General features: G+C 71.8%; 17 protein-coding genes. 6 read left to right on the top strand and 11 right to left on the bottom strand.

What is annotated here, in order from left to right; all coding sequences use genetic code 11:
• Window positions 1-12: 12 nt before the first annotated feature.
• A complete protein-coding gene (locus VGJ14_13255; GenBank protein HEY2833387.1) occupies window positions 13-4,359 on the bottom strand; it encodes an FtsK/SpoIIIE domain-containing protein in 4,347 nt (1,448 codons plus the stop codon).
• A 156-nt stretch (window positions 4,360-4,515) separates the two neighbouring features.
• On the opposite strand from VGJ14_13255, the gene VGJ14_13250 reads away from it, so the two are divergent.
• Complete coding sequence (locus tag VGJ14_13250) at window positions 4,516-4,815, top strand: WXG100 family type VII secretion target (protein ID HEY2833386.1); 300 nt, start codon at window positions 4,516-4,518, stop codon at window positions 4,813-4,815.
• Window positions 4,816-4,822: 7 nt separating this feature from the next.
• Here the strand turns inward: VGJ14_13250 and VGJ14_13245 are convergent, their stop codons facing one another.
• The 3 genes from VGJ14_13245 to VGJ14_13235 form a co-directional block, all read right to left on the bottom strand.
• Window positions 4,823-6,265 (bottom strand): hypothetical protein, encoded by a 1,443-nt coding sequence (locus VGJ14_13245; GenBank protein ID HEY2833385.1) that lies wholly within the window; start codon window positions 6,263-6,265, stop codon window positions 4,823-4,825.
• 127 nt (window positions 6,266-6,392) lie between these two features.
• On the bottom strand, window positions 6,393-6,620 hold the full coding sequence (locus VGJ14_13240; GenBank protein ID HEY2833384.1) for a hypothetical protein: 228 nt from the start codon (window positions 6,618-6,620) through the stop codon (window positions 6,393-6,395).
• Between the two features lie 345 nt (window positions 6,621-6,965).
• On the bottom strand, window positions 6,966-8,462 hold the full coding sequence (locus VGJ14_13235; protein ID HEY2833383.1) for an NAD(P)H-quinone dehydrogenase: 1,497 nt from the start codon (window positions 8,460-8,462) through the stop codon (window positions 6,966-6,968).
• Between VGJ14_13235 and VGJ14_13230 the strand changes: the two genes are divergently transcribed.
• The 4 genes from VGJ14_13230 to deoC are packed head-to-tail and all read left to right on the top strand — an operon-like array spanning window position 8,397 to window position 12,097.
• On the top strand, window positions 8,397-8,849 hold the full coding sequence (locus tag VGJ14_13230; protein ID HEY2833382.1) for a gamma-glutamylcyclotransferase: 453 nt from the start codon (window positions 8,397-8,399) through the stop codon (window positions 8,847-8,849). The two genes, VGJ14_13235 and VGJ14_13230, sit on opposite strands and share 66 nt — an antisense overlap.
• Before the next feature lie 4 nt (window positions 8,850-8,853).
• Window positions 8,854-9,669, top strand: coding sequence for a purine-nucleoside phosphorylase (locus tag VGJ14_13225; protein ID HEY2833381.1), 816 nt, complete (start codon window positions 8,854-8,856; stop codon window positions 9,667-9,669).
• A complete protein-coding gene (locus VGJ14_13220) occupies window positions 9,657-11,315 on the top strand; it encodes a phospho-sugar mutase (protein ID HEY2833380.1) in 1,659 nt (552 codons plus the stop codon). The genes VGJ14_13225 and VGJ14_13220 overlap by 13 nt, the downstream gene beginning before the upstream one ends.
• Before the next feature lie 11 nt (window positions 11,316-11,326).
• The gene (deoC, locus tag VGJ14_13215) at window positions 11,327-12,097 is read left to right on the top strand and encodes a deoxyribose-phosphate aldolase (GenBank protein HEY2833379.1); all 771 of its coding nucleotides are present in this window, start codon (window positions 11,327-11,329) and stop codon (window positions 12,095-12,097) included.
• A 4-nt stretch (window positions 12,098-12,101) separates the two neighbouring features.
• Here deoC and VGJ14_13210 read toward each other — a convergent pair whose 3' ends face one another.
• The 4 genes from VGJ14_13210 to VGJ14_13195 are packed head-to-tail and all read right to left on the bottom strand — an operon-like array spanning window position 12,102 to window position 15,140.
• On the bottom strand, window positions 12,102-13,373 hold the full coding sequence (locus VGJ14_13210; GenBank protein ID HEY2833378.1) for a thymidine phosphorylase: 1,272 nt from the start codon (window positions 13,371-13,373) through the stop codon (window positions 12,102-12,104).
• Window positions 13,373-13,750, bottom strand: a complete 378-nt coding sequence (locus VGJ14_13205) for a cytidine deaminase (protein ID HEY2833377.1) — start codon at window positions 13,748-13,750, stop codon at window positions 13,373-13,375. Before VGJ14_13205 ends, VGJ14_13210 begins: the two co-directional genes overlap by 1 nt.
• A gap of 8 nt (window positions 13,751-13,758) precedes the next feature.
• Entirely contained in the window at window positions 13,759-14,928 is a 1,170-nt protein-coding gene (locus tag VGJ14_13200) for an amidohydrolase (protein ID HEY2833376.1), read from the bottom strand.
• Window positions 14,925-15,140, bottom strand: coding sequence for a hypothetical protein (locus VGJ14_13195; GenBank protein ID HEY2833375.1), 216 nt, complete (start codon window positions 15,138-15,140; stop codon window positions 14,925-14,927). The genes VGJ14_13200 and VGJ14_13195 overlap by 4 nt, the downstream gene beginning before the upstream one ends.
• Window positions 15,141-15,236: 96 nt before the next feature.
• Between VGJ14_13195 and VGJ14_13190 the strand changes: the two genes are divergently transcribed.
• Window positions 15,237-16,508, top strand: coding sequence for a D-alanyl-D-alanine carboxypeptidase (locus tag VGJ14_13190; protein ID HEY2833374.1), 1,272 nt, complete (start codon window positions 15,237-15,239; stop codon window positions 16,506-16,508).
• A gap of 32 nt (window positions 16,509-16,540) precedes the next feature.
• Here the strand turns inward: VGJ14_13190 and VGJ14_13185 are convergent, their stop codons facing one another.
• The 3 genes from VGJ14_13185 to VGJ14_13175 all read right to left on the bottom strand — a co-directional run.
• On the bottom strand, window positions 16,541-17,095 hold the full coding sequence (locus tag VGJ14_13185; GenBank protein HEY2833373.1) for a 2'-5' RNA ligase family protein: 555 nt from the start codon (window positions 17,093-17,095) through the stop codon (window positions 16,541-16,543).
• A gap of 1 nt (window position 17,096) precedes the next feature.
• Window positions 17,097-18,143, bottom strand: a complete 1,047-nt coding sequence (gene trpS / locus VGJ14_13180) for a tryptophan--tRNA ligase (GenBank protein ID HEY2833372.1) — start codon at window positions 18,141-18,143, stop codon at window positions 17,097-17,099.
• 25 nt (window positions 18,144-18,168) lie between these two features.
• Window positions 18,169-18,737: isocitrate/isopropylmalate family dehydrogenase (locus tag VGJ14_13175; GenBank protein HEY2833371.1), on the bottom strand; the 569-nt coding region annotated here is incomplete at its 5' end.

Genomic DNA, 18,737 nt, shown 5'->3' with positions numbered 1-18,737 from the left:
TTGACTGGACAGCTACGCCTGCGGCACCTGCACCGTCAACAACTGAGCGTCCCCCAGATGCAACAGCCCGCGCCCCGGCTCGATCGGGTTGCCGATCGACGTGCGCGCGATCCGCACCCCGATCAGGTCGGCGTCGGCGAGGTTCTGCGGAGACAGCAGCAGGCCGCGGCGGGCTCGGCGGGCCTCGACCTGCCAGCCGGAGAAGCCGGTGCCCAAGCCATCGGGGTCGCCGGCCGCGACCACTGCCACCGAGGGATAGGTGCGGCGCACGATCTCCGACAACTCCGCCGAGGCCGCGGCGTCGCGCAGTAGTTCGGCGTCGTCGACGAGCACGACCAGTGGGCCGCCCGCGGCGATGGCGTCGCGCAGCACCTCCGGTGCCGGGTCGGCCTCGACGGCGACCACGCCGTCCCGGCCGGCCAACCCCGCCAGGGGCGAGGGCCGCGGGGTCATCACCAGCACCCGGACCCCACTCGCCAGACAAGACGCCGCGACGGCGTGCAACGCGGTGCTGCGGCCCGACCGCGGCGGGCCGCCGATGAGAAACGCCGGGGTGCCCTCGAGCAGGTCCACGCCGATCGCGGTCAGTCGGTCACCACCCACCCCGACCAGCGCCCAACCCGGCGCGTGGCCGGCCGGGCGCAACTGCCACGCCGCCTCGAACGTGATGTGCGAGGGCAGCACGTCGACCGCGAACGGCTGCAGGTTCTCGGGGATTTCGCCATCCCGCTCCCGGGCCTCCGCGCCGATCCGGGCCAGCGCGTCGGCCTGCGCCGCACCGGCTGGATCCGCATCCAGCAAGGCGATCTGGGCCTGCGCACCGCCGGGGGCGCGGTAGCAGCGGCCGGGCGGCAGCGCGTCCGGCACCGTGCGCGCGTTGATCCCGATCAACCCGAAGTCGCCCTTGTCGGCCAGCCCCAGTACGACCTTGCGGTCCGTCAACGAACCCATCCGACCGCCGAGCAGCGTCTGGTCGCCGGAGATGATCAGGTGAATACCCAACGCGGCACCCTCGCGGGCCAGGCGCATCACCCGGTCGGTCAACGAACCGCCGTCCCGGTCACCGAGAGAGGCGACGAAGCCCTCCCATCGGTCGATCAGCAACACCAGGTGCGGCAGCCGTTCGGCCGCCGGCGCCGAGGCGCGTTGCTCGCCGATGTCGGTGACGTTCCCCTCGCCGAGCAGGCGCATCCGATCCCGCGCGGCATCGGCGAATTTGGTGAGCAGGCGTTCCACCCGCTCGGTCTCCGCGGCCCGCACCACCGCCCCGCAGTGCGGCAGTCCGGCCAACGGCAACAGCGCACCGTTGCCGCAGTCCAGGCCGAACAGATGCACGTCCGCGGCGCTGTTGCGCGCCGCGAGGGACCCGGCGATGGTGCGCAGCGTCTGGGACCGACCGGTGCGCGGCGATCCCGCCACGAACAGGTGCCCGAAGGTCGCCAGGTCAATGGTGTCGGCCTCGCGGGACTGCGTGTCGGGCAGGTCCACCAGCGCGAACGGAGCCGGGCGCAGCCCGCCATCGCGTTCGCTCGGCTTCGCCGCGGCGTCCAGGTCGGCCACGGTCACCTGCGTCGGCAGCGGGGCCAGCCACGGGCTGGGTTGGCTGGCCAGGCCCAACTGGACGGCGGCTTCGCTGATGGCGTCGACCAATTCGGCGAGATCGGTCACCGGCGTCTCGTCGACGGCCACTTCGCGCGGACGGTGTGGCGCGGCGTCACCGAACTCGGCCGGGGCCAGCGCCGTGATGAACGGCGGCGGGGCAGCGACGGCGCGGCGACCCGGCGCCCGAGCGCCGACCCGCGCGGTCTGGAACGGCACCAACGCGGCGGCCCCGAGCCGGACGTAGGCGCGGCCGGGCGCGGACTTGGGGATGCGCGCGGCGTCCGGGGTCTCGATCACGTCGCTGCTCTCCGACGCGTCGGTGACCCGCAGCGCGATGCGTAGGTTGGTGTTGGCCCGGATCTCCGGGGACACCACACCGGAGGGCCGCTGGGTCGCGAGCAACAGGTGGATACCGAGGGATCGACCCCGCTGCGCGACGTTCACCAGACCGGTGACGAAGTCCGGCAATTCCCTGACCAGGGTGGCAAATTCGTCGATGACGATGACCAGGCGGGGCATCGTTGCCAACTCGGGGTTACGCCGTCGCGCCTCGAGATAGGCCTCCAGGTCCTTCGCCTTGGCCGCGGCCAAGGTGTGCTCGCGGCGCTGCAGTTCGGCGACCAGCGAGTCCAGCGCCCGGCGCACCAGGCCCGCGTCGAGGTCGGTGACCATGCCCACCGTGTGCGGCAACCGCGCGCACTCCGCGAAGGCGCTACCGCCCTTGTAGTCGACCAGCACGAAGGTCATCGCGTCCGGCCGGTTCGCTACCGCGAGCGAGGCGACGATGGTCTGCAACAGTTCGGACTTGCCCGAACCGGTGGTGCCGGCGATCAGGCCGTGTGGACCGTCGCGGCGTAGGTCCAGGGCGAACGGGCCGTCCAGGCTGATGCCGACCACGGCGCGGGTGCTCGTCCCGCCGGTGGCCCAGCCGGAGGCGATCCGGTCCGCGGTGGGGCTGGCCAGGCCGAGCACGTCGAGCAGCCGCGCGGCGTCCGGCAGGGTCGCGTCGTCGTCATGGGACACGTCGCGCAACGCGGCCATGCCCCGGGCGACCCTCTCGCACCAGGCCGGGGTGACCAGGTCCGGACGGATGGTCGCGATGCCCTCCGCTCCGGACTGACGCATCGACAGATTGCCGTTCTGGCTGATAATCCCGACCGCCTTGCACTCCTCGGGCAGGAACCGACCCTCGCTCTCCAGACACAGCAGGTGAATGCCCACGGTCGGCCCGTGTTCGAGCAACTGCGGCACACCGGGGAGGGAACGCAAACGTCGGGAACCGTCGATCACGACCAGCACGTCGGGCACGTTCAGCCGCCCGGTCACCCCGGCCTTGCGCAGCTCTTCCTGACGCTCCGCCAGCAGGGCCCCGAGTTCGGCGACCCGTTGCGCGACGGACTGGGTGCTCGTGCCCAGCAGCGCGAGCGTGTCCTGCCCATTGCGCGGGCGGGCGTGCGGCAACCAGCGCACCCACCCCCAGGCCGGTGCCGCGGCCGGCTCGGCGAGCACGCAGATGCCCAGGTCGGTCGGGCTGTGCAGGGCCGCGCTCTGCGCGACCACCCAACAGGCCAGCGCGCGAACGTCCGCGGCCCGGCCGGCCAACCCGAGCACGCCGAACGTGCGCAACGGCACCGTGATCGGCACGTCGTGCATCGGCAGTGGCTCGCGGCGGCGGTGCTCCTCGACGTCGGGATCGGTCAGCACGACCTCGCTGGGCAGCGTCCCGGTGCCGAGCCGGACCAACCCGCAGTCCGGGTCGAAGTGGCGACGTTCCCACAGCCGCTGGCGGGGGCCGGTGGCCAGCAGCGCCACCAACGCCGGGTCCGGGCAGTCGGCGCGGTGCGCGGCCTGCTCGGTGGCCAGCGCCTCCTCGGCGTCGGCCACGATCGCGTCGCGGCGGCGCTGGTACTCCTCGACCGTGCGCGCGTAGGACTGCTTTCCGGTGCGCCGCTCGTTGAAGTGATTGGCCATCATGGAGATGGGGCTGAGCAGGGCGAGGGCCAGGAATGTGGTCTGCTTGGTGACCGCGGCCAGCGCCACCGCGCCGATCAGCGGCACCACGGCCATCACCCAGGGCAGCGGGCGGCGCTCGTTGGCCTTGGGCGCGGCGGGCAGGGCGAACTGGTTCTTACGCTCCGGCGGCGCGAGCCGCGGCGGGCGGCTGTAGTCCAGGCCCGTCCCGTCCTCGGAGACGTGCAGCGCCGCGTCCGGGAAGTCCGGCAGCGCCGCCTCCAACAACACCCGACCCACGGCCAGCAAATGCCCGCTCGGCCACGGGGTCGTCACACCCTTGAGCGGGGTTTCCTCCAGCCGCGCTTCGCCCGCCACTGTCACCGTCGCAGTGCCGCTCTCGGCGACCTCCACGGTCAGCGTCGCCGCCGGCAGGGCACTGTCGGCCAGCCGGATCCAATCCGAGGCCGCCCCGCCGATCGGGTACGTGCCGGGCCCGAGGCGGTACACCTCACCCGCACCGGGCCCGCCCACCACGCGCAGCTCGAAAACCCCCGGCCCGAGCGGGCCCGCGTCCCGGGCAGGCGTCCCGACGCCGAGCACGATGCCGTCGCGGATCGGCGAATCACCCAGCGCCGTCGCCGGATCGAGCCGCACCCCGTCGAGGAACAGCTCAGGCGACGCCGAGCCGCCCACGCTGCGGGCGATCTCCGCCGCCAGCCCGTCGATGGTCACGCCGGCGTCGGCGTCGATCAACAGATCGGTGGCGGAGCCACCTTCCTGATTCACGCTCAGGCGCAGCTGCACGTTGTCCCCAATCCGCGGCCGATGCTGCGGGCAACAATTGCGCGCCGGGACCCGGCGGGCAACAGGCGTTCGTCAGGTGACAACAAGCGGTTGTGGGCGGGCGCGCGGTGCGGCAGAGTGCAAGCGCCGTCTCGATACCAGCGCGGGGAGTCCGACATGGCCAACGTGAACGTCACCTACGAAGAGATGAAGTCCGCGGCCACCCGGCTCACCTCCGGCCAGCAGGAGATCCAGGCCAAGCTCGAAGAGCTGCAGAAGCTCGTCAACAGCCTGGTCAACGGCGGCTATGTGACGGACGCGTCGAGCAAGCAGTTCGAGCACGCCTACCAGGAGTTCACCCACGGCGCGAAGAGCACCATTGACGGCCTGGACCAGATGGGCCGGTACCTCCACAAGGCCGCGGAGACGTTCCAGCAGGCCGACCAGTCGCTGAGCCAGACGCTGAACCGAGGCTGACCGGCCCCTAGCCCTTCTTGGCCCCCGCCTTCTTTGCCTTAGCTTGCTTAGCGGCTGCGGCTTTCGCCGCCGCCAACGCCTTATCGGCCTGCTTCACACCCGCTGCGCTCGCGCACGCCTGCCTCGAGGGATACCCCACGGCTGGAGCGGTGGCCGTGGCGTAGGTGTCAGTCCGGACTTGCACGCACGAATTGAACGGAGTCCCCGCTTTCAACCGGTACGTGTACTGCCACCCTCCACGTGGCCCCTTGGGCGAGGCCGATGTCGGGAACTGCGCGGGCGCGTATCCCTGCGGCGTACTGGCCTTGGTCTGCGGGTTGATCGCGAAAACCTGCCACTGATGCACCTGGGAGGGCATCCCCGGCATCTCGTACGTGACGAACAGCCGGAAGTCGGTGCTCCCCTTCGCATTCGGACCAATCTTGAGGGCATCTATGTAGGGCGTGAGGGTTGCCTCGGCAGAAGCGACGCCCGCTGTCGGGCTCGCGCTGGGCGCTAGCGAGGCCGTGGCTGCAGCCGCCGTTGCCGACCCGTGATTGCCCCCACTGTTCGCGACCGCCACCCCACCAGCCGCGACCACGAACACCGCACCGATGGCCCCGGCCACGGCCAGCATCCGCCGGCGGCTACCCGCCGCAGCTGCGACCGACGCCACCGACGCGACCCGAATCGCGGGCCGGGGCGGCGGCGGCGCCGGCCGCGGACCCGCCGGGGGCGGGGGCAGGGCAGCCTGCGCGGCCGAGGGCACCTCGGCCCGCAGCACCTCGTCCACCTCGACGAGCGCCGGACGGTCCGCGGGGTTCGGGGCCAGCATCCGGCCCAATAACGCGTCCATCCCAACCTCGACCGGGCTGTCGCCGAGCAACGCCCGTAGCGTGGCGCCGAGGGAGTACACGTCGGCCGATTCGGCCGGTGGCTCCCACCCACGCAATTCCCGCGGCGAGAACAGCGAGTCGCGGTCGACCGCGAGCTCGGGACGGGCCCGGCGCACGGCGTCGAGCACGCCGGCGTCCGCGAGCAACCAATTCCCGTCCGCGTCGAGCATCACGTCATCGGGCCGGAGGTCCCCGTCCAGCAGGCCCAGCCGATGGGCATGCGCCAGCGCGGCGGTGAGGCGAACCCCGCCGACGGCCAACGCCTCGGCGTCCACCGGGCCCGCGGCCACCCCGGGGCAATAGGCCTGTTCGAAGCACACACCGAGCTCCGGGTCGCTCCACACCTTGGGGATAGCCACCGCACAGGGGTGTGACGCCGCCGCAGCGACCGTGCGTAGCTCCGCCTCCAGCGCCGCGGCGCGTTCCCCCGCGATGCCCGAGATCCGGACCACGATCTCTCGGTTGGCGGTGTCCCGGCACAGCACGGCACGGCCGAAGCGGCCGACCCCCAGCTCCCGGATAACGGAGTAGCCCCCCGGAACTCGCCCCTCGGCCGGATCCACGGACGACGCCATCGATCAACCTCTCGCCCGGCCGGCGCAGGTCACCGGTTCGACCCGCATCCTGCCCCCTCGAGGGCTCACGCTCAATGCATCCAGGCGAAAGCCCGCAAGCGGAGCTAAGGGCGCCAGCCGCGCCCGACTACCACCACTGCGGCGCCCGCACCGTCATGGCGATCCGACGGCGCTGCGCGACGATCGCGGCTACCCGAGCGTCGTGGTCCCCGAAGGCGGGGCCCGGCACGGTGACCTGACGCGCCAGTCGAACGGGCGACAGGCGACCGTTGAGCAGCGCGCGGCGCGACAGGCCACGACGGCGCGACCGGCCGAGCACGTCGACGGTGATCCGCGTGCTGGAGAACAGGGACATCGCGCGCTCCGGGCTGGAACCAGTGATGATGCCTCGGACGCGCCACGCCGACCCCGGAGTTGCGGTCCAAACCCCGAACCGTCCGTTCGTCGCCGAATACCGGCCGAACGGCCCAGTCCGGGCCATGCCCAACCCGGCTTTCCGCTCGATGCAACGCGGCACTGTCATACGCCAGACGTCACTTTGACGACCAAAATCGCCGCGAAAACGACGCCTGGCGTATGACAGTGCTCGCTGCGCTCATGAATGAGCGGAGCGACGGCCCCCGCCCCAGCGACGGCCCCCGCCCCAGCGACGGCGCCCGCCCCCGCCCGGCGCCCGCCCCGCCCGGCGCCCCCCGCAGCGTCAGTCCGGCGGCAGGTGCAACAACCGGGCGGCCTCGGCCACCGAACCGCTCATCGACGGGTACACGGTGAACGCGTGGGCGATCTGGTCCACCGAGAGCTGCCCGTCCACCGCCAACGAGATGGGGAAAATCAACTCACTGGCCCGCGGGGCGACCACCACGCCGCCGATCACGATCCCGGTGCCCGGCCGGCAGTAGAGCTTCACGAAACCGTCCCGCACGCCCTGCATCTTGGCCCGCGGGTTGGTGGACAGCGGCAGGGTCACCGTGCGCGCCGGGATCTCGCCCCGCTCCACCGCGTCCTGCGTCCAGCCGACGGTGGCGATCTCCGGTTCGGTGAACACGTTCGCGGCCACCGTGTGCAGGTCCAGCGGGCGCACCGCGTCACCCAGCGCGTGCTGCATGGCGATGCGGCCCTGCTGCGCGGCGACCGAGGCCAACATGAGCACCCCGGTGCAGTCCCCGGCCGCATAAACACCCCGCGCCGAGGTGCGGGACACCCGGTCGACGTCGACGAAGCCCGCCTCGGTGCAGCGCACCCCGGCCTCGGCCAACCCCAACCCGGCGGTGTTCGGCACCGAGCCGACAGCCATCAGGCAGTGGCTGCCCTCCACCACGCGCCCGTCGGTCAGCGTCACCTGCACCCCGTCGCCGACCCGGGTCACCCCCGCCGCCCGGGACCGCGACAACACCGTCATGCCCCGGCGGGTGAACGCCGCCTCCAGCACCGCGGCCGCGTCGGCGTCCTCGCCGGGCAGCACCCGGTCGCGGGAGGACACCAAGGTGACCCGGGCGCCCAACCGGTGATAGGCGTCGGCGAACTCCGCGCCGGTCACCCCGGAGCCGACCACCACCAAATGCTCGGGCAACTCGGCGAGGTCATAAACCTGAGTCCACGTCATGATTCGCTCACCGTCCGGCGGTGCCTCGGCCAGCACCCGCGGGTGAGCGCCGGTGGCAATCAGAATCGCGTCCGCGGACAGCCGCTGCGTGTCGTCCTCGACGTCGGCGAGAACCGCGCTCGGCCCGTCCAACCGGCCGTGCCCGCGGATCACCCGCACCCCGGCGGCGCGCAGGCGGGTGGCGATGTCCGTGGACTGCTGCCGGGCCAACTCCAACACCCGGGCATTGATCCGACCCAGATGCACCGTCGGATCGGACAGCGCCACGCCCAATCCGCTCGCCCCGGCGGCCCCCGCGGCGTCGGCACTGGCGATGAGCGTCTTGGACGGCACGCAGTCGGTGAGCACCGCCGAACCGCCCAATCCGTCCCGGTCGACCACGGTGACCTCGGCGCCCAGCCTGGCCGCCACCAGAGCCGCCTCGTAACCTCCGGGACCCCCGCCCACCACCACGATTCGCGTCACACCCCGCATTGTTCCCAACCGGTTGCCGGGGTTCGGCCGCGAGGCTGCGTAGGGTTGGCATTCATGGCTCTCTACGCGGCGTACGGCGCCAATCTCGACCCGGCCCTCATGGGCCTGTTGGCGCCGCATTCGCCGCAACGGGGCACCGGCTGGCTCAACGGGTGGCGGTTGACGTTCGGCGGTGAGGAGCACGGCTGGGAGGGCCCGCTCACCACGGTGGTGGAGGACTTCGGCCATCAGGTGTTCGTGGCGCTCTACGACGTGACAGCGCAGGACGAGAGCGCGCTGGACGGCTGGGAGGGCTCCGCGATCGGCATCTATCACAAGATCCGGGTGCGGGTGGCCACGCTGGAGGGCGACGAATTGGCCTGGATGTACGTGGTCGACGGTTACGAGGGTGGGCTGCCCTCGGCGCGTGTGGTGTTCCAGATAGCCGACGCGGCGGAAAAGGCCGGCGCGCCGGACGACTACGTCGCCTGGCTGCGCGACCGGCCCTGCCGGTCCGTCGGTCCCTGAGGTCGTGGCCGTCGGCCCCGCGGTGTCCGATCCCTATGGCCTCGCCGAGGCCGCAGCCCAGCAACTGCGCCGGGCGGCCGGGATCGATTCCATCGACCTCGCCGTGGTGCTGGGGTCCGGCTGGGCCGCGGCGCTGGATTCGCTCCCGGTCCACACCACGGTGGCCATGGCCGCGTTGCCCGGTTTCCCGGAGCCGACCGCGGCCGGACACCGCGCCGAGATCTGCCTCGGCCCGCTCGACGGACGCACCGTGGCGGTGCTGGCCGGGCGCGCCCACTTCTATGAGGACCGCGACGTGGCCGCGGTGGTGCACGGGGTGCGCACGCTGGCCGCAGCGGGTTGCCGCGGGCTGCTGTTGACCAACGCGGCCGGGTCGCTGCGGGCGGAGTGGCCGCCCGGCACCCCGGTGCTGATCGCCGATCACCTCAACCTGACCGGCGCCTCCCCACTACTTGGCCCCCGATTTGTCGACCTCACCGACGCCTACGCCGAGCGGCTGCGCACGGTGGCCCGCACGGTGCGGCCGGGCTTGCCGGAGGGCGTGTACGCGCAGTTCGCCGGGCCGCAGTACGAGACGCCGGCCGAGGTGCGCATGGCCGGGATCCTCGGCGCGGACCTGGTCGGCATGTCCACCGCGCTGGAGGCCATCGCCGCCCGCGACCTGGGCATGGAGGTGCTGGGTGTCTCGCTGGTCACCAACGTCGCCGCCGGGCTGTCCGACGCGGCGGTGGCGCACGCCGACGTGTTGGCGGTGGGCAGGGCCGCCGCCGGGGAACTCGGGGCGCTGCTCGACGGGGTGCTGCGGGCATGGCCGCGGTGACCGTGATCGACCGCGCCCGGGCCTGGATCGACGGCGACCCGGACGCGGATGACCGGGCACAGTTGGCCGCGCTGACCGATGCCGCCGTGCACGACCCGGTGGCGGCGGCGGAATTGGCAGACCGGGTGGACACCGATCTGGCGTTCGGCACCGCGGGCCTGCGCGGGCCGATGGCGGCGGGGCCGAACCGGATGAACCGGGCCGTGGTGATCCGCGCCACCGCCGGACTGGCCGTATACCTGACGCAGCATCAGGTGGCCGGTCCGGTCGTGATCGGCCACGACGCGCGCTGGTACTCCGACGTGTTCGCCGCCGATGTCGCGGCCGTGCTGCGCGGCGCAAACCGGCCGGTATTGCTGCTGCCGCCCCGGTTGCCCACCCCGGTGCTCGCCTTCGCGGTCCGGCACCTCGGTGCTGCCGCCGGGGTGATGGTCACCGCCTCGCACAATCCCGCCGCGGACAACGGCTACAAGGTCTACCTGGCCGACGGGGCGCAGCTGGCGCCGCCGATCGACGCGGAGATCGCGGCACTGATCGCCGCGTCGCCCGCTGCGGTGGACGTGCCGCGCGATGACGGCGCCGAGCAGCTCGGCGACGAGGTGGCCCGGGCGTATCTCGACCGCGCGGTGGGACTGCTGGACCCCGGGGCCCGGGGCATCACGGTGGTGCACACCGCGCTGCACGGCGTGGCGGGCGAGGTGTTCCACCGCGCCTGGGCCGCGGCGGGGTTCCCGGACGCAGTCGAGGTCGCCGAGCAGGCGGCGCCGGACCCGACGTTCCCGACCGTGCGCTTTCCCAACCCCGAGGAGCCGGGCGCCCTGGACCTGGCCCGCGCCCGGGCGTTAGACGTCGAGGCGGATCTGGTGCTCGCGCACGACCCCGACGGGGATCGGTGCGCGGTGATGGTCCCGGTCATGGGCCGCTCCGGCGAGATCGTCGACTACCGACGGCTGACCGGCGACGAGGTCGGCGTGCTTCTCGCCGAGCACTTGCTCTACAGCCGCCGTATCCCGATCGGCGGGGTGTTGGCCACCACGATCGTGTCCTCCGGGGCGTTGGCCCGCCTGGCCGCGGCCGCCGAGCAGCCGTGCGTGCTCACCCCCACCGGGTTCAAGTACCTCGCCCGGGTGCCGCAATTGGCCTACGCCTACGAGGAAGCGCTGGGTTACTGCGTGGACCCCACAGCCGTCGCGGACAAGGACGGCATCACCGCCGCCCTGGTCATCGCGGAGATGACCGCACAGTCCCGGGACCGCGGCGTGCGCCTGGCCGAGCGGCTGGACTCGATCGCGGCGCGCATCGGGGCGCACGTGAGCGTCGCGCGCAGCGTGCCGGTGACCTCGCCGGCCGCCGCGGCAGCCGCATTGGACGCCCTGCTTGACTCGCCACCGCGGACGCTGGCCGGTGACCCGGCGCAGGCACAGAACCTGTTGCAGTTCGCGGACCTGCCGCCGACCATGGGCGTGCTGCTCACTACCGAACGGGTACGCGCGATCGTGCGCCCCAGCGGGACCGAGCCGAAGCTCAAGATCTATCTGCACGCGGTCGCCGACCCGCCGTTCCTCGACCTGGCCGCGATCCGCGCCTCGCTGGCGGCGTTGCTGGACGGGGCCGGCGAGGAACTGCAGGAAAGGATCACCGGATGACAGGATCACCGATGAACGGGGCCGACCTCGACGCGATCATTCGCCTGGTGGACCTGACCTCGCTGGGCACCGACGACACCCCGGCGCTGATCACCGCCCTGTGCTGGGATGCCCAACAACCCGACCCGGAGGACGCCACGGTGCCGCCGGTGGCTGCGGTGTGCATCTACCCGGCGCTGCTGTCGACCGCGGAAAATGCCCTGCAGGGCACGGGAATCCGCCTTGCCGCGGTGGCCGGCGCGTTCCCCTCCGGTGTGGCCGATCCGCAGACCAAGGCGGCCCAGGCCGCCGCGGCGGTGGCGGCCGGCGCGCAGGAGATCGACCTGACCATCGACCGTCGCCCGGTGCTGGCCGGTCACCCGGAGCACGCCGGCGTCGAGGTGGGCGCGGTCCGCGCCGCGATCGGCGACGTGCCGCTGAAGGTGATTCTGGAAACCGGTGAACTCCAGCATCCCGGCCTCATCGCCACCACCGCGCACGCCGTGATGGCCGCGGGCGCGGACATGCTGAAGACCAGCACCGGCAAGGCCAGCAGAGGTAAGCACTGGCCCGGTGCGACACCGCAGGTCGCCGGCATCCTGCTGGCCGCCGCGGTCGAACACACCGACCGCCCGGTCGGGGTCAAGGTTTCCGGTGGGGTGCGTACCGTCGAGGCCGCCCTGGAGTACCTGGCACTGGCCCGCAAGGCCTACGGCACCGACAACCTGACGCCTGATCAGTTTCGCTTCGGCGCCTCCGCCCTGCTCGGTGAACTCGTCCGCGCCCGGCGCACTTCTGCGTAGGGGGTCAGGGACCGAGGCGGTCGAGGACGAGGGGGCGCGGGGCGGGGCTGAACCGGCCGATGTCGACAGCACCGGCCAGGGCCTCGCGCGCGGCGGCGAACTTCGCCGGGTCGTCGCTGTGCAGGGTGAGTATTGGATGCCCTGCCCGCACCGACTCCCCCGGCCGCGTGTGGATGACCACGCCGGCCGCGGCGGACACGGGGTTCTCCTTCCGGGTGCGGCCGGCACCCAGTCGCCAAGCCGCGACGCCCACCGCGCGGGCATCCAGTCGCATCAACACGCCCGAGGCGTCGGCGCGGATGTCATCCGTGTGCGCCGCGGTGGGCAGTGTCGCGTCGGGATCCCCACCCTGCGCGGCGATCATCGCCCGCCAGGAATCCATCGCCCGCCCATCGGCCAACACAACGGCGGGATCGACCTCCAGCCCGGCCAATGCCAGCATCTCCTCGGCCAGCCGCAGCGTCAGCTCGCGCACATCCGACGGCCCGCCGCCCCCGAGCACCTCGACGGCCTCGGCCACCTCCAGCGCGTTGCCGGCCGTCCGACCCAGCGGGACATCCATGTCGGTGAGCAGCGCGACGGTTCGCACGCCGTGCGCGGCACCCAGGTCCACCATGGTCGCGGCCAACTCCCGAGCGGAGTTCATGTCGGCCAGAAACGCGCCCGCGCCGACCTTCACGTCCAACACCAGATTCGCGGTGCCCTCGGCGATCTTCTTGCTCAGAATCGACGAGGCGATCAACGGGATCGACTCCACGGTCGCGGTGACATCGCGCAGCGCGTACAACCGGGCGTCCGCCGGCGCGAGCCCCGGCCCGGCCGCACACACCACGGCACCGACCTCGCGCAGCTGCGCACGAATCTGATCCGGGGTCAGCCGCGCCCGCCAGCCGGGGATGGCCTCGAGCTTGTCCAGGGTCCCCCCGGTGTGTCCGAGCCCGCGCCCGGACAGTTGCGGCACCGCCGCACCGCAGGCGGCCACCAACGGGGTGAGCACCAGGGTGATCTTGTCGCCGACCCCGCCGGTGGAGTGCTTGTCCACGGTGGGCCGGTCCAGCGCGCCCAGCTCGAGCCGCTCCCCCGAGTCCAGCATCGCGCCGGTCCAGCGAAAAGTTTCCGCCGGGGTCATGCCGCGCAGCAGGATGGCCATGGCCAGGGCGGCCATCTGCTCCTCGGCCACCACGCCGTGCACGTAGGCGTCGATCACCCAATCGATCTGAGCGTCCGTCAGCACCCCGCCGTCCCGCTTGGTGCGGATCACCGAGACGGCGTCCATCACAGATCCGCGGGCCCGAACGCGTCCGGCAACAGCTCCGTCAGCAACCGTGCTCCGTCAACCGCGTCGATCAGACACCCCGGAGCCGCGTGCTCCAGCAACACCTGCCGGCAACGCCCGCACGGCATCAGCGCGGTGTCGCGCACCTGCACGGTGACGGCCACCAACCGTCCCGGCCCACCCGCGGCCAACGCAGCGACCATCCCGACCTCGGCGCACACGGACAACCCGTAGGACGCGTTCTCCACGTTGCACCCGACGACCAGCCGCCCATCATCGACCAGCCCGGCGGCACCCACGTGCAAACCGGAGTACGGCGCCCGCGCGTTGCCGGCCACCAAGCGCGCGGTGGCCTGCAAGGCCTCCCAGTCGATCACCGCAGGAGTCAAGCATGCGCAGCGAGCGCTCGGTGCGCCGCCGCGACCAGCACCGCCGCCCCCACGCCGATCGCCCGCTCGTCGACGTCGAAGTCGGAGCGATGCAGGTCGAAGGTGCCCTCGGTACCCGGTCGGGCAACCCCCAGCCGGGCCAGCGCACCCGGCACCTGCTGCAGGTACCAGGCGAAGTCCTCCCCGCCGAGGCTCTGCTCGGTATCGGTGACGGCATCGGCACCGAGCACCTCGGCGGCCGCATCGGCCAGCAACGCGACACTGTCCGCGTCGTTCACGCACGGCGGCACCCCACGCGTCACCTCCACCGACGCGGTGACCCGATACGGCGCGACCAAACCCGTCACGATCTCCTCGACCAAACCCGGTGCCGCCTGCCACACCGCCGGGTCCAGGCAACGCAAGGTGCCTTCGGCCTCCCCGCCGTGCGGGATCGCGTTCGCCGCGCCACCCGCGAGCACCCGGCCGAAGACCAGGCTGAGCGCGGCCCGCGGGTCCACCCGACGGGACAGGGCGGCGGGGGTCGAGCTCAGTACCACGCCCAACGCATGCACCAGGTCTGCCGTCAGATGCGGTCGGGCGGTGTGTCCGCCGGGTCCGGACAGGCGCACCAGCACCCGGTCGGAGGCCGCGGTGATCGCACCGGGCCGCAGCGCGATCCGACCGACCGTGGTGCGCGGATCGCAGTGCAGCGCGAACATCCTCTGCACCCCGTCCAGCCCCCCCGCGGCGATCACGTCCAGCGCGCCGCCGGGCAGCACCTCCTCGGCGGGCTGGAACACCAGCCGGACCCGGCCGAGCAGCTCCCCGCGCGCGGCCTGCTCGGCCAACACCAGGCCGGCGCCCAGCACCGCCGCGGTGTGCACGTCGTGCCCGCAGGCATGGCAGACGCCGTCGTGCATCGAGCGGTAAGGCACGTCCTTGGTATCGGGCAGTGGCAGCGCATCCAAATCAGCGCGCAACCCGACGGTCGCCGGCCCCGTACCGATGTCGCAGATCAACCCCACCCCGGCGGGCAGCAGCCGGGGCGCGAGGCCCGCCGCGAACAGTCGCTCGGCGACCACCGTCGTGCTGCGCCGTTCGTTGCGCGCCGTCTCCGGGTGCCGGTGCAGGTCACGGCGCAGCGCCACCAGCTCGGGTTCCAGCGGCGCGAGGAGTTCCTTCACTGCTGACCGCGCAGCGCCCGCCAGCCCAGCGGCGCCAGCACAGCGGCGATCGCCATGTTGACCACCACCAACACCGTGTGCGCCACGTAGAAACCGGTCGGCCGGTCCCGCGGGCCGTTGAACCACAGGTTCTTGATGAAAACCGTATAGATGACCACATTCCACACCGCGACGCCGATGAGAAATCGGGCCGAGCGCGGGGTGAGTGTCATCGGTAACTCTCCAAGATCATGTTCAGCCGCACGTGTAGTTGAGAAGTGGTCAAGTTTCAGGACGAGAACCCGCTCAGACCCTACGCTGGTCTCACCATGATCGATGTCACCACCAATCCCACCCGTATCGGGCAAATCGGGGCATGCGTCGCGGTCGCGGCCCTGCTGGCCACTGCGGCGAGCACGCCGGCTGGTGCCGCCACCACCCCCGGCCCGACGCCGCTGCCCACCTCGGCCGCGATCTCCACGCCCGCCGTCCCGCCGCACCCGGTGATCGGCGGGTCGCGGATGGCCGAGCAGGGCATCATCTCCGCGCCCGGCGTGGGTGGCCTGCCCGAGGTGGCCTCCCCGGAGTGGGTGGTGGCCGACGTGACGACCGGCCAGATCCTGGCCGCCCGCAACCCGCACGGCAGGGCCCGGCCCGCGAGCACCCAAAAGACGCTGCTCGCCCTGACCATGCTGCCCCGGCTGAGTCCGGACGCCACCTACACCGCCAACCACGACGACGAGAACGTCGACGGCACCCGGGTCGGCATGGTGGCCGGCCAGACCTACAAACTCAACGATCTCTGGTACGCCCTGTTTCTGCGCTCGGGTAACGACGCGGCGAACGGCATTGCCAAGGCCGGCGCCGGCGGCGACCTGGCCAAGGCGGTGCGCATGGAGCAGGCGGAGGCGCAGCGGCTGCAGGCCAACGACACCACCGTGGTCAACCCCAGCGGTCTGGACGCGGACGGGCAGTACTCCTCGGCCTACGACCTCGCGCTGTTCGGCCGGGCCGGGCTGCAGCGCGGTGACTTCCGCAAGTACGCCTCGACGGTGCGCGCGACGTTCCCCGGCAACCACACCGCGACCGCCACCCCGCAGTCCAGCAAGTCGTTCCAGGTGTACACGGAGAACCGACTGCTGGCCGGGCCCGACGCCTATGACGGTGCGATCGGTGTGAAGCCCGGTTACACCACGCTGGCGCAGAACACTTTGATCGCCGCGGCCACCCGCAACGGCCACACGATTCTGGTCAGTGAGGTGGCCGCACCGCACGGCCGGGTCAACACCGACGCCGCCCACCTGCTCGACTGGGGTTTCGCGCACGACGGCATCGCCGCCCCGGTGGGCCAGTTGGTGGACCCGCTCACCCCGTCCCTGCTCTCGGGAGAGGACACCGCCCCCGGCGTGCTGCCGGTGGCCGACGGCCCCATGCGCGACCAGGCGATGGCCTTCCACCACAGCATTCCGCTGGCCAGCGGCGAGCCGCTGCACTGGTCCGCGGTGGCCGGTAGTGCGCTGCTCTCCGTGCTCGCGCTGCTGGGCTTCTCCCGCCTGGTTCGCAACCGGCGGCGTTACCGTCGCGCCGGCGCGTACCGCTGAGTTGTACCTGACGCAGCCTCACCACGGCGGGACTATTCGTCGGGTGCGTGCGGGAAGGCACCTGCAAAGGCGAAGTCACGCTGCGGACGCCACACGCCGTCCACTCCGTGCGCGTAGAGGCTGAATCCCCACACTCCGAACCGGGCGTCGTAGCCCGCCAATTCGTCGAAGGCACGGTCCAGGGCGGCGTCGGGCAGGTCGTGCGCCACGGTCACGTGGGGGTGATAGGCGAACTCCAGCTCGCGGCGACCCAGCGGGCCGGAACGCACCCTGGCCTCCAGCAGTTCGCAGGCGGAGATGCCCTCGGCCAGCGGAACGAACACGACCGGGGAGGAGGGGCGGAACGTGCCGGTGCCGCGCAGGTGGATGGCGAAGGGTTCACTCGCCGCGGCCGCGGCCAGCAGGTGTTCCTCGATCGCGGGCAGTTCGTCCTCGCTGACCACGGTCGGCGGCAACAGCGTCACGTGCGACGGGATCTTGCGGGCTGCGGGATCGCCGAACTGCTCGCGCCAGGATTGCAGCTGCCGCCCGTGCGGTTCGGGGATCGCGATCGCGACCCCGATCGTATGTTCAGCCCGGGCAGACATCTCAGCCCTTGGCTGCCAGGAACCCGACGCGGTCATACACCTCGGCCAGCGTGCGCCGGGCCACGGCACCCGCGCGCTGCGCGCCGTCGGCGAGCACGGCGTCCAGCGCCTCGGTGTCGTCCAGGTAGCGCTGGGTGCGCTCGCGGAATTCGGTGACGAACTCGGTGACCGCGGCGGCCACATCGGACTTCAGATCGCCGTAACCGCGGCCGGAGAAGGAGGTGACGAGCTCATCCATCGGCGTGCCGGTGAGCTCCGCGGCGATGGTCAGCAGGTTGGCCACCCCGGGCTTGTTCGCCTGGTCGAAAATGACCTCCCGCCCGGAGTCGGTGACCGCGGAACGGATCTTCTTCGCCGACACGCTCGGCGCGTCGAGCAACTCCACGATGCCGTTGGGCGAGGACGAGGACTTGCTCATCTTCGCCGTCGGGTCCTGCAGGTCCACGATCTTCGCGGTGGCCTTGAGGATGTACGGCTTGGGCACCACGAACGTCTGCCCGTAGCGGGAGTTGAACCGCTGCGCGAGGTCGCGGGTCAGTTCCAGGTGCTGGCGTTGGTCCTCGCCCACCGGCACATGGTCGGCCTGATACAGCAGAATGTCCGCGGCCTGCAGGATCGGGTAGGTGAACAATCCGACGGTGGCCCGGTCCTGACCGCCCCTGGCGGTCTTGTCCTTGAACTGCGTCATCCGGGCGGCCTCACCCATGCCGGTGAGGCAGTTCATCACCCAGGCCAGCTGCACGTGCTCGGGCACCTGGCTCTGCACGAACAGCGCGCAGCGTTCCGGGTCCAGGCCGGCCGCCAACAGCTGCGCGGCGGAGATGCGGGTGCGGGCCCGCAGTTTCCCGGGGTCCTGCTCGAGGGTGATGGCGTGCAGGTCGGCGATGAAGAAGAACACCTCATGGTCGTCCTGCAGCCGCACCCACTGCCGTACCGCGCCCAGGTAATTGCCCAGATGAAACGAGTCCGCAGTCGGCTGGATGCCGGAGAGCACCCGCGGTAGCGCGGTGCTCCCATCGGTACTGAGCACCCGGGGGCGGTCGGACATGGAGGGCATTGTTGCAGCCGAGCCGTCAGCCGGCCGCCATGTTTTTGTGCAGGTTCTCATCCACCGAGGCCAGGAACTCTTCGGTGGTCTGGTGCTGTTGGTCCGGCCCGACGAGCAGTGCCAGGTCCTTGGTCATGGCCCCGGACTCGACGGTGGAGATGCAGGTCGCCTCGAGCGTCTCGGCGAACCGGCCCACCTCGGGCGTGCCGTCCATCCGCGCCCGGGCGGACAGGGCGCGGGTCCAGGCGAAGATCGAGGCGATCGGGTTGGTCGAGGTCGGCTTGCCCTGCTGGTGCATCCGGTAGTGCCGGGTGACGGTGCCGTGCGCGGCCTCGGCCTCCACGGTCTTGCCGTCCGGGGTCATCAGCACCGAGGTCATCAGACCCAGCGAGCCGAAGCCCTGCGCCACGGTGTCGGACTGCACGTCACCGTCGTAGTTCTTGCAGGCCCAGACGTAGCCGCCCTCCCACTTCATCGCCGCCGCGACCATGTCGTCGATCAGGCGGTGCTCGTAGGTCAGCCCGTTCGCCTCGAACTCGGCCTTGAACTCCGACTCGAACACCTCCGCGAAGATGTCCTTGAACGCGCCGTCGT

The organism is Sporichthyaceae bacterium (assembly GCA_036493475.1).
GTDB lineage: Bacteria > Actinomycetota > Actinomycetes > Sporichthyales > Sporichthyaceae > DASQPJ01.
This window is presented reverse-complemented; position numbering and strand designations above follow the sequence as displayed.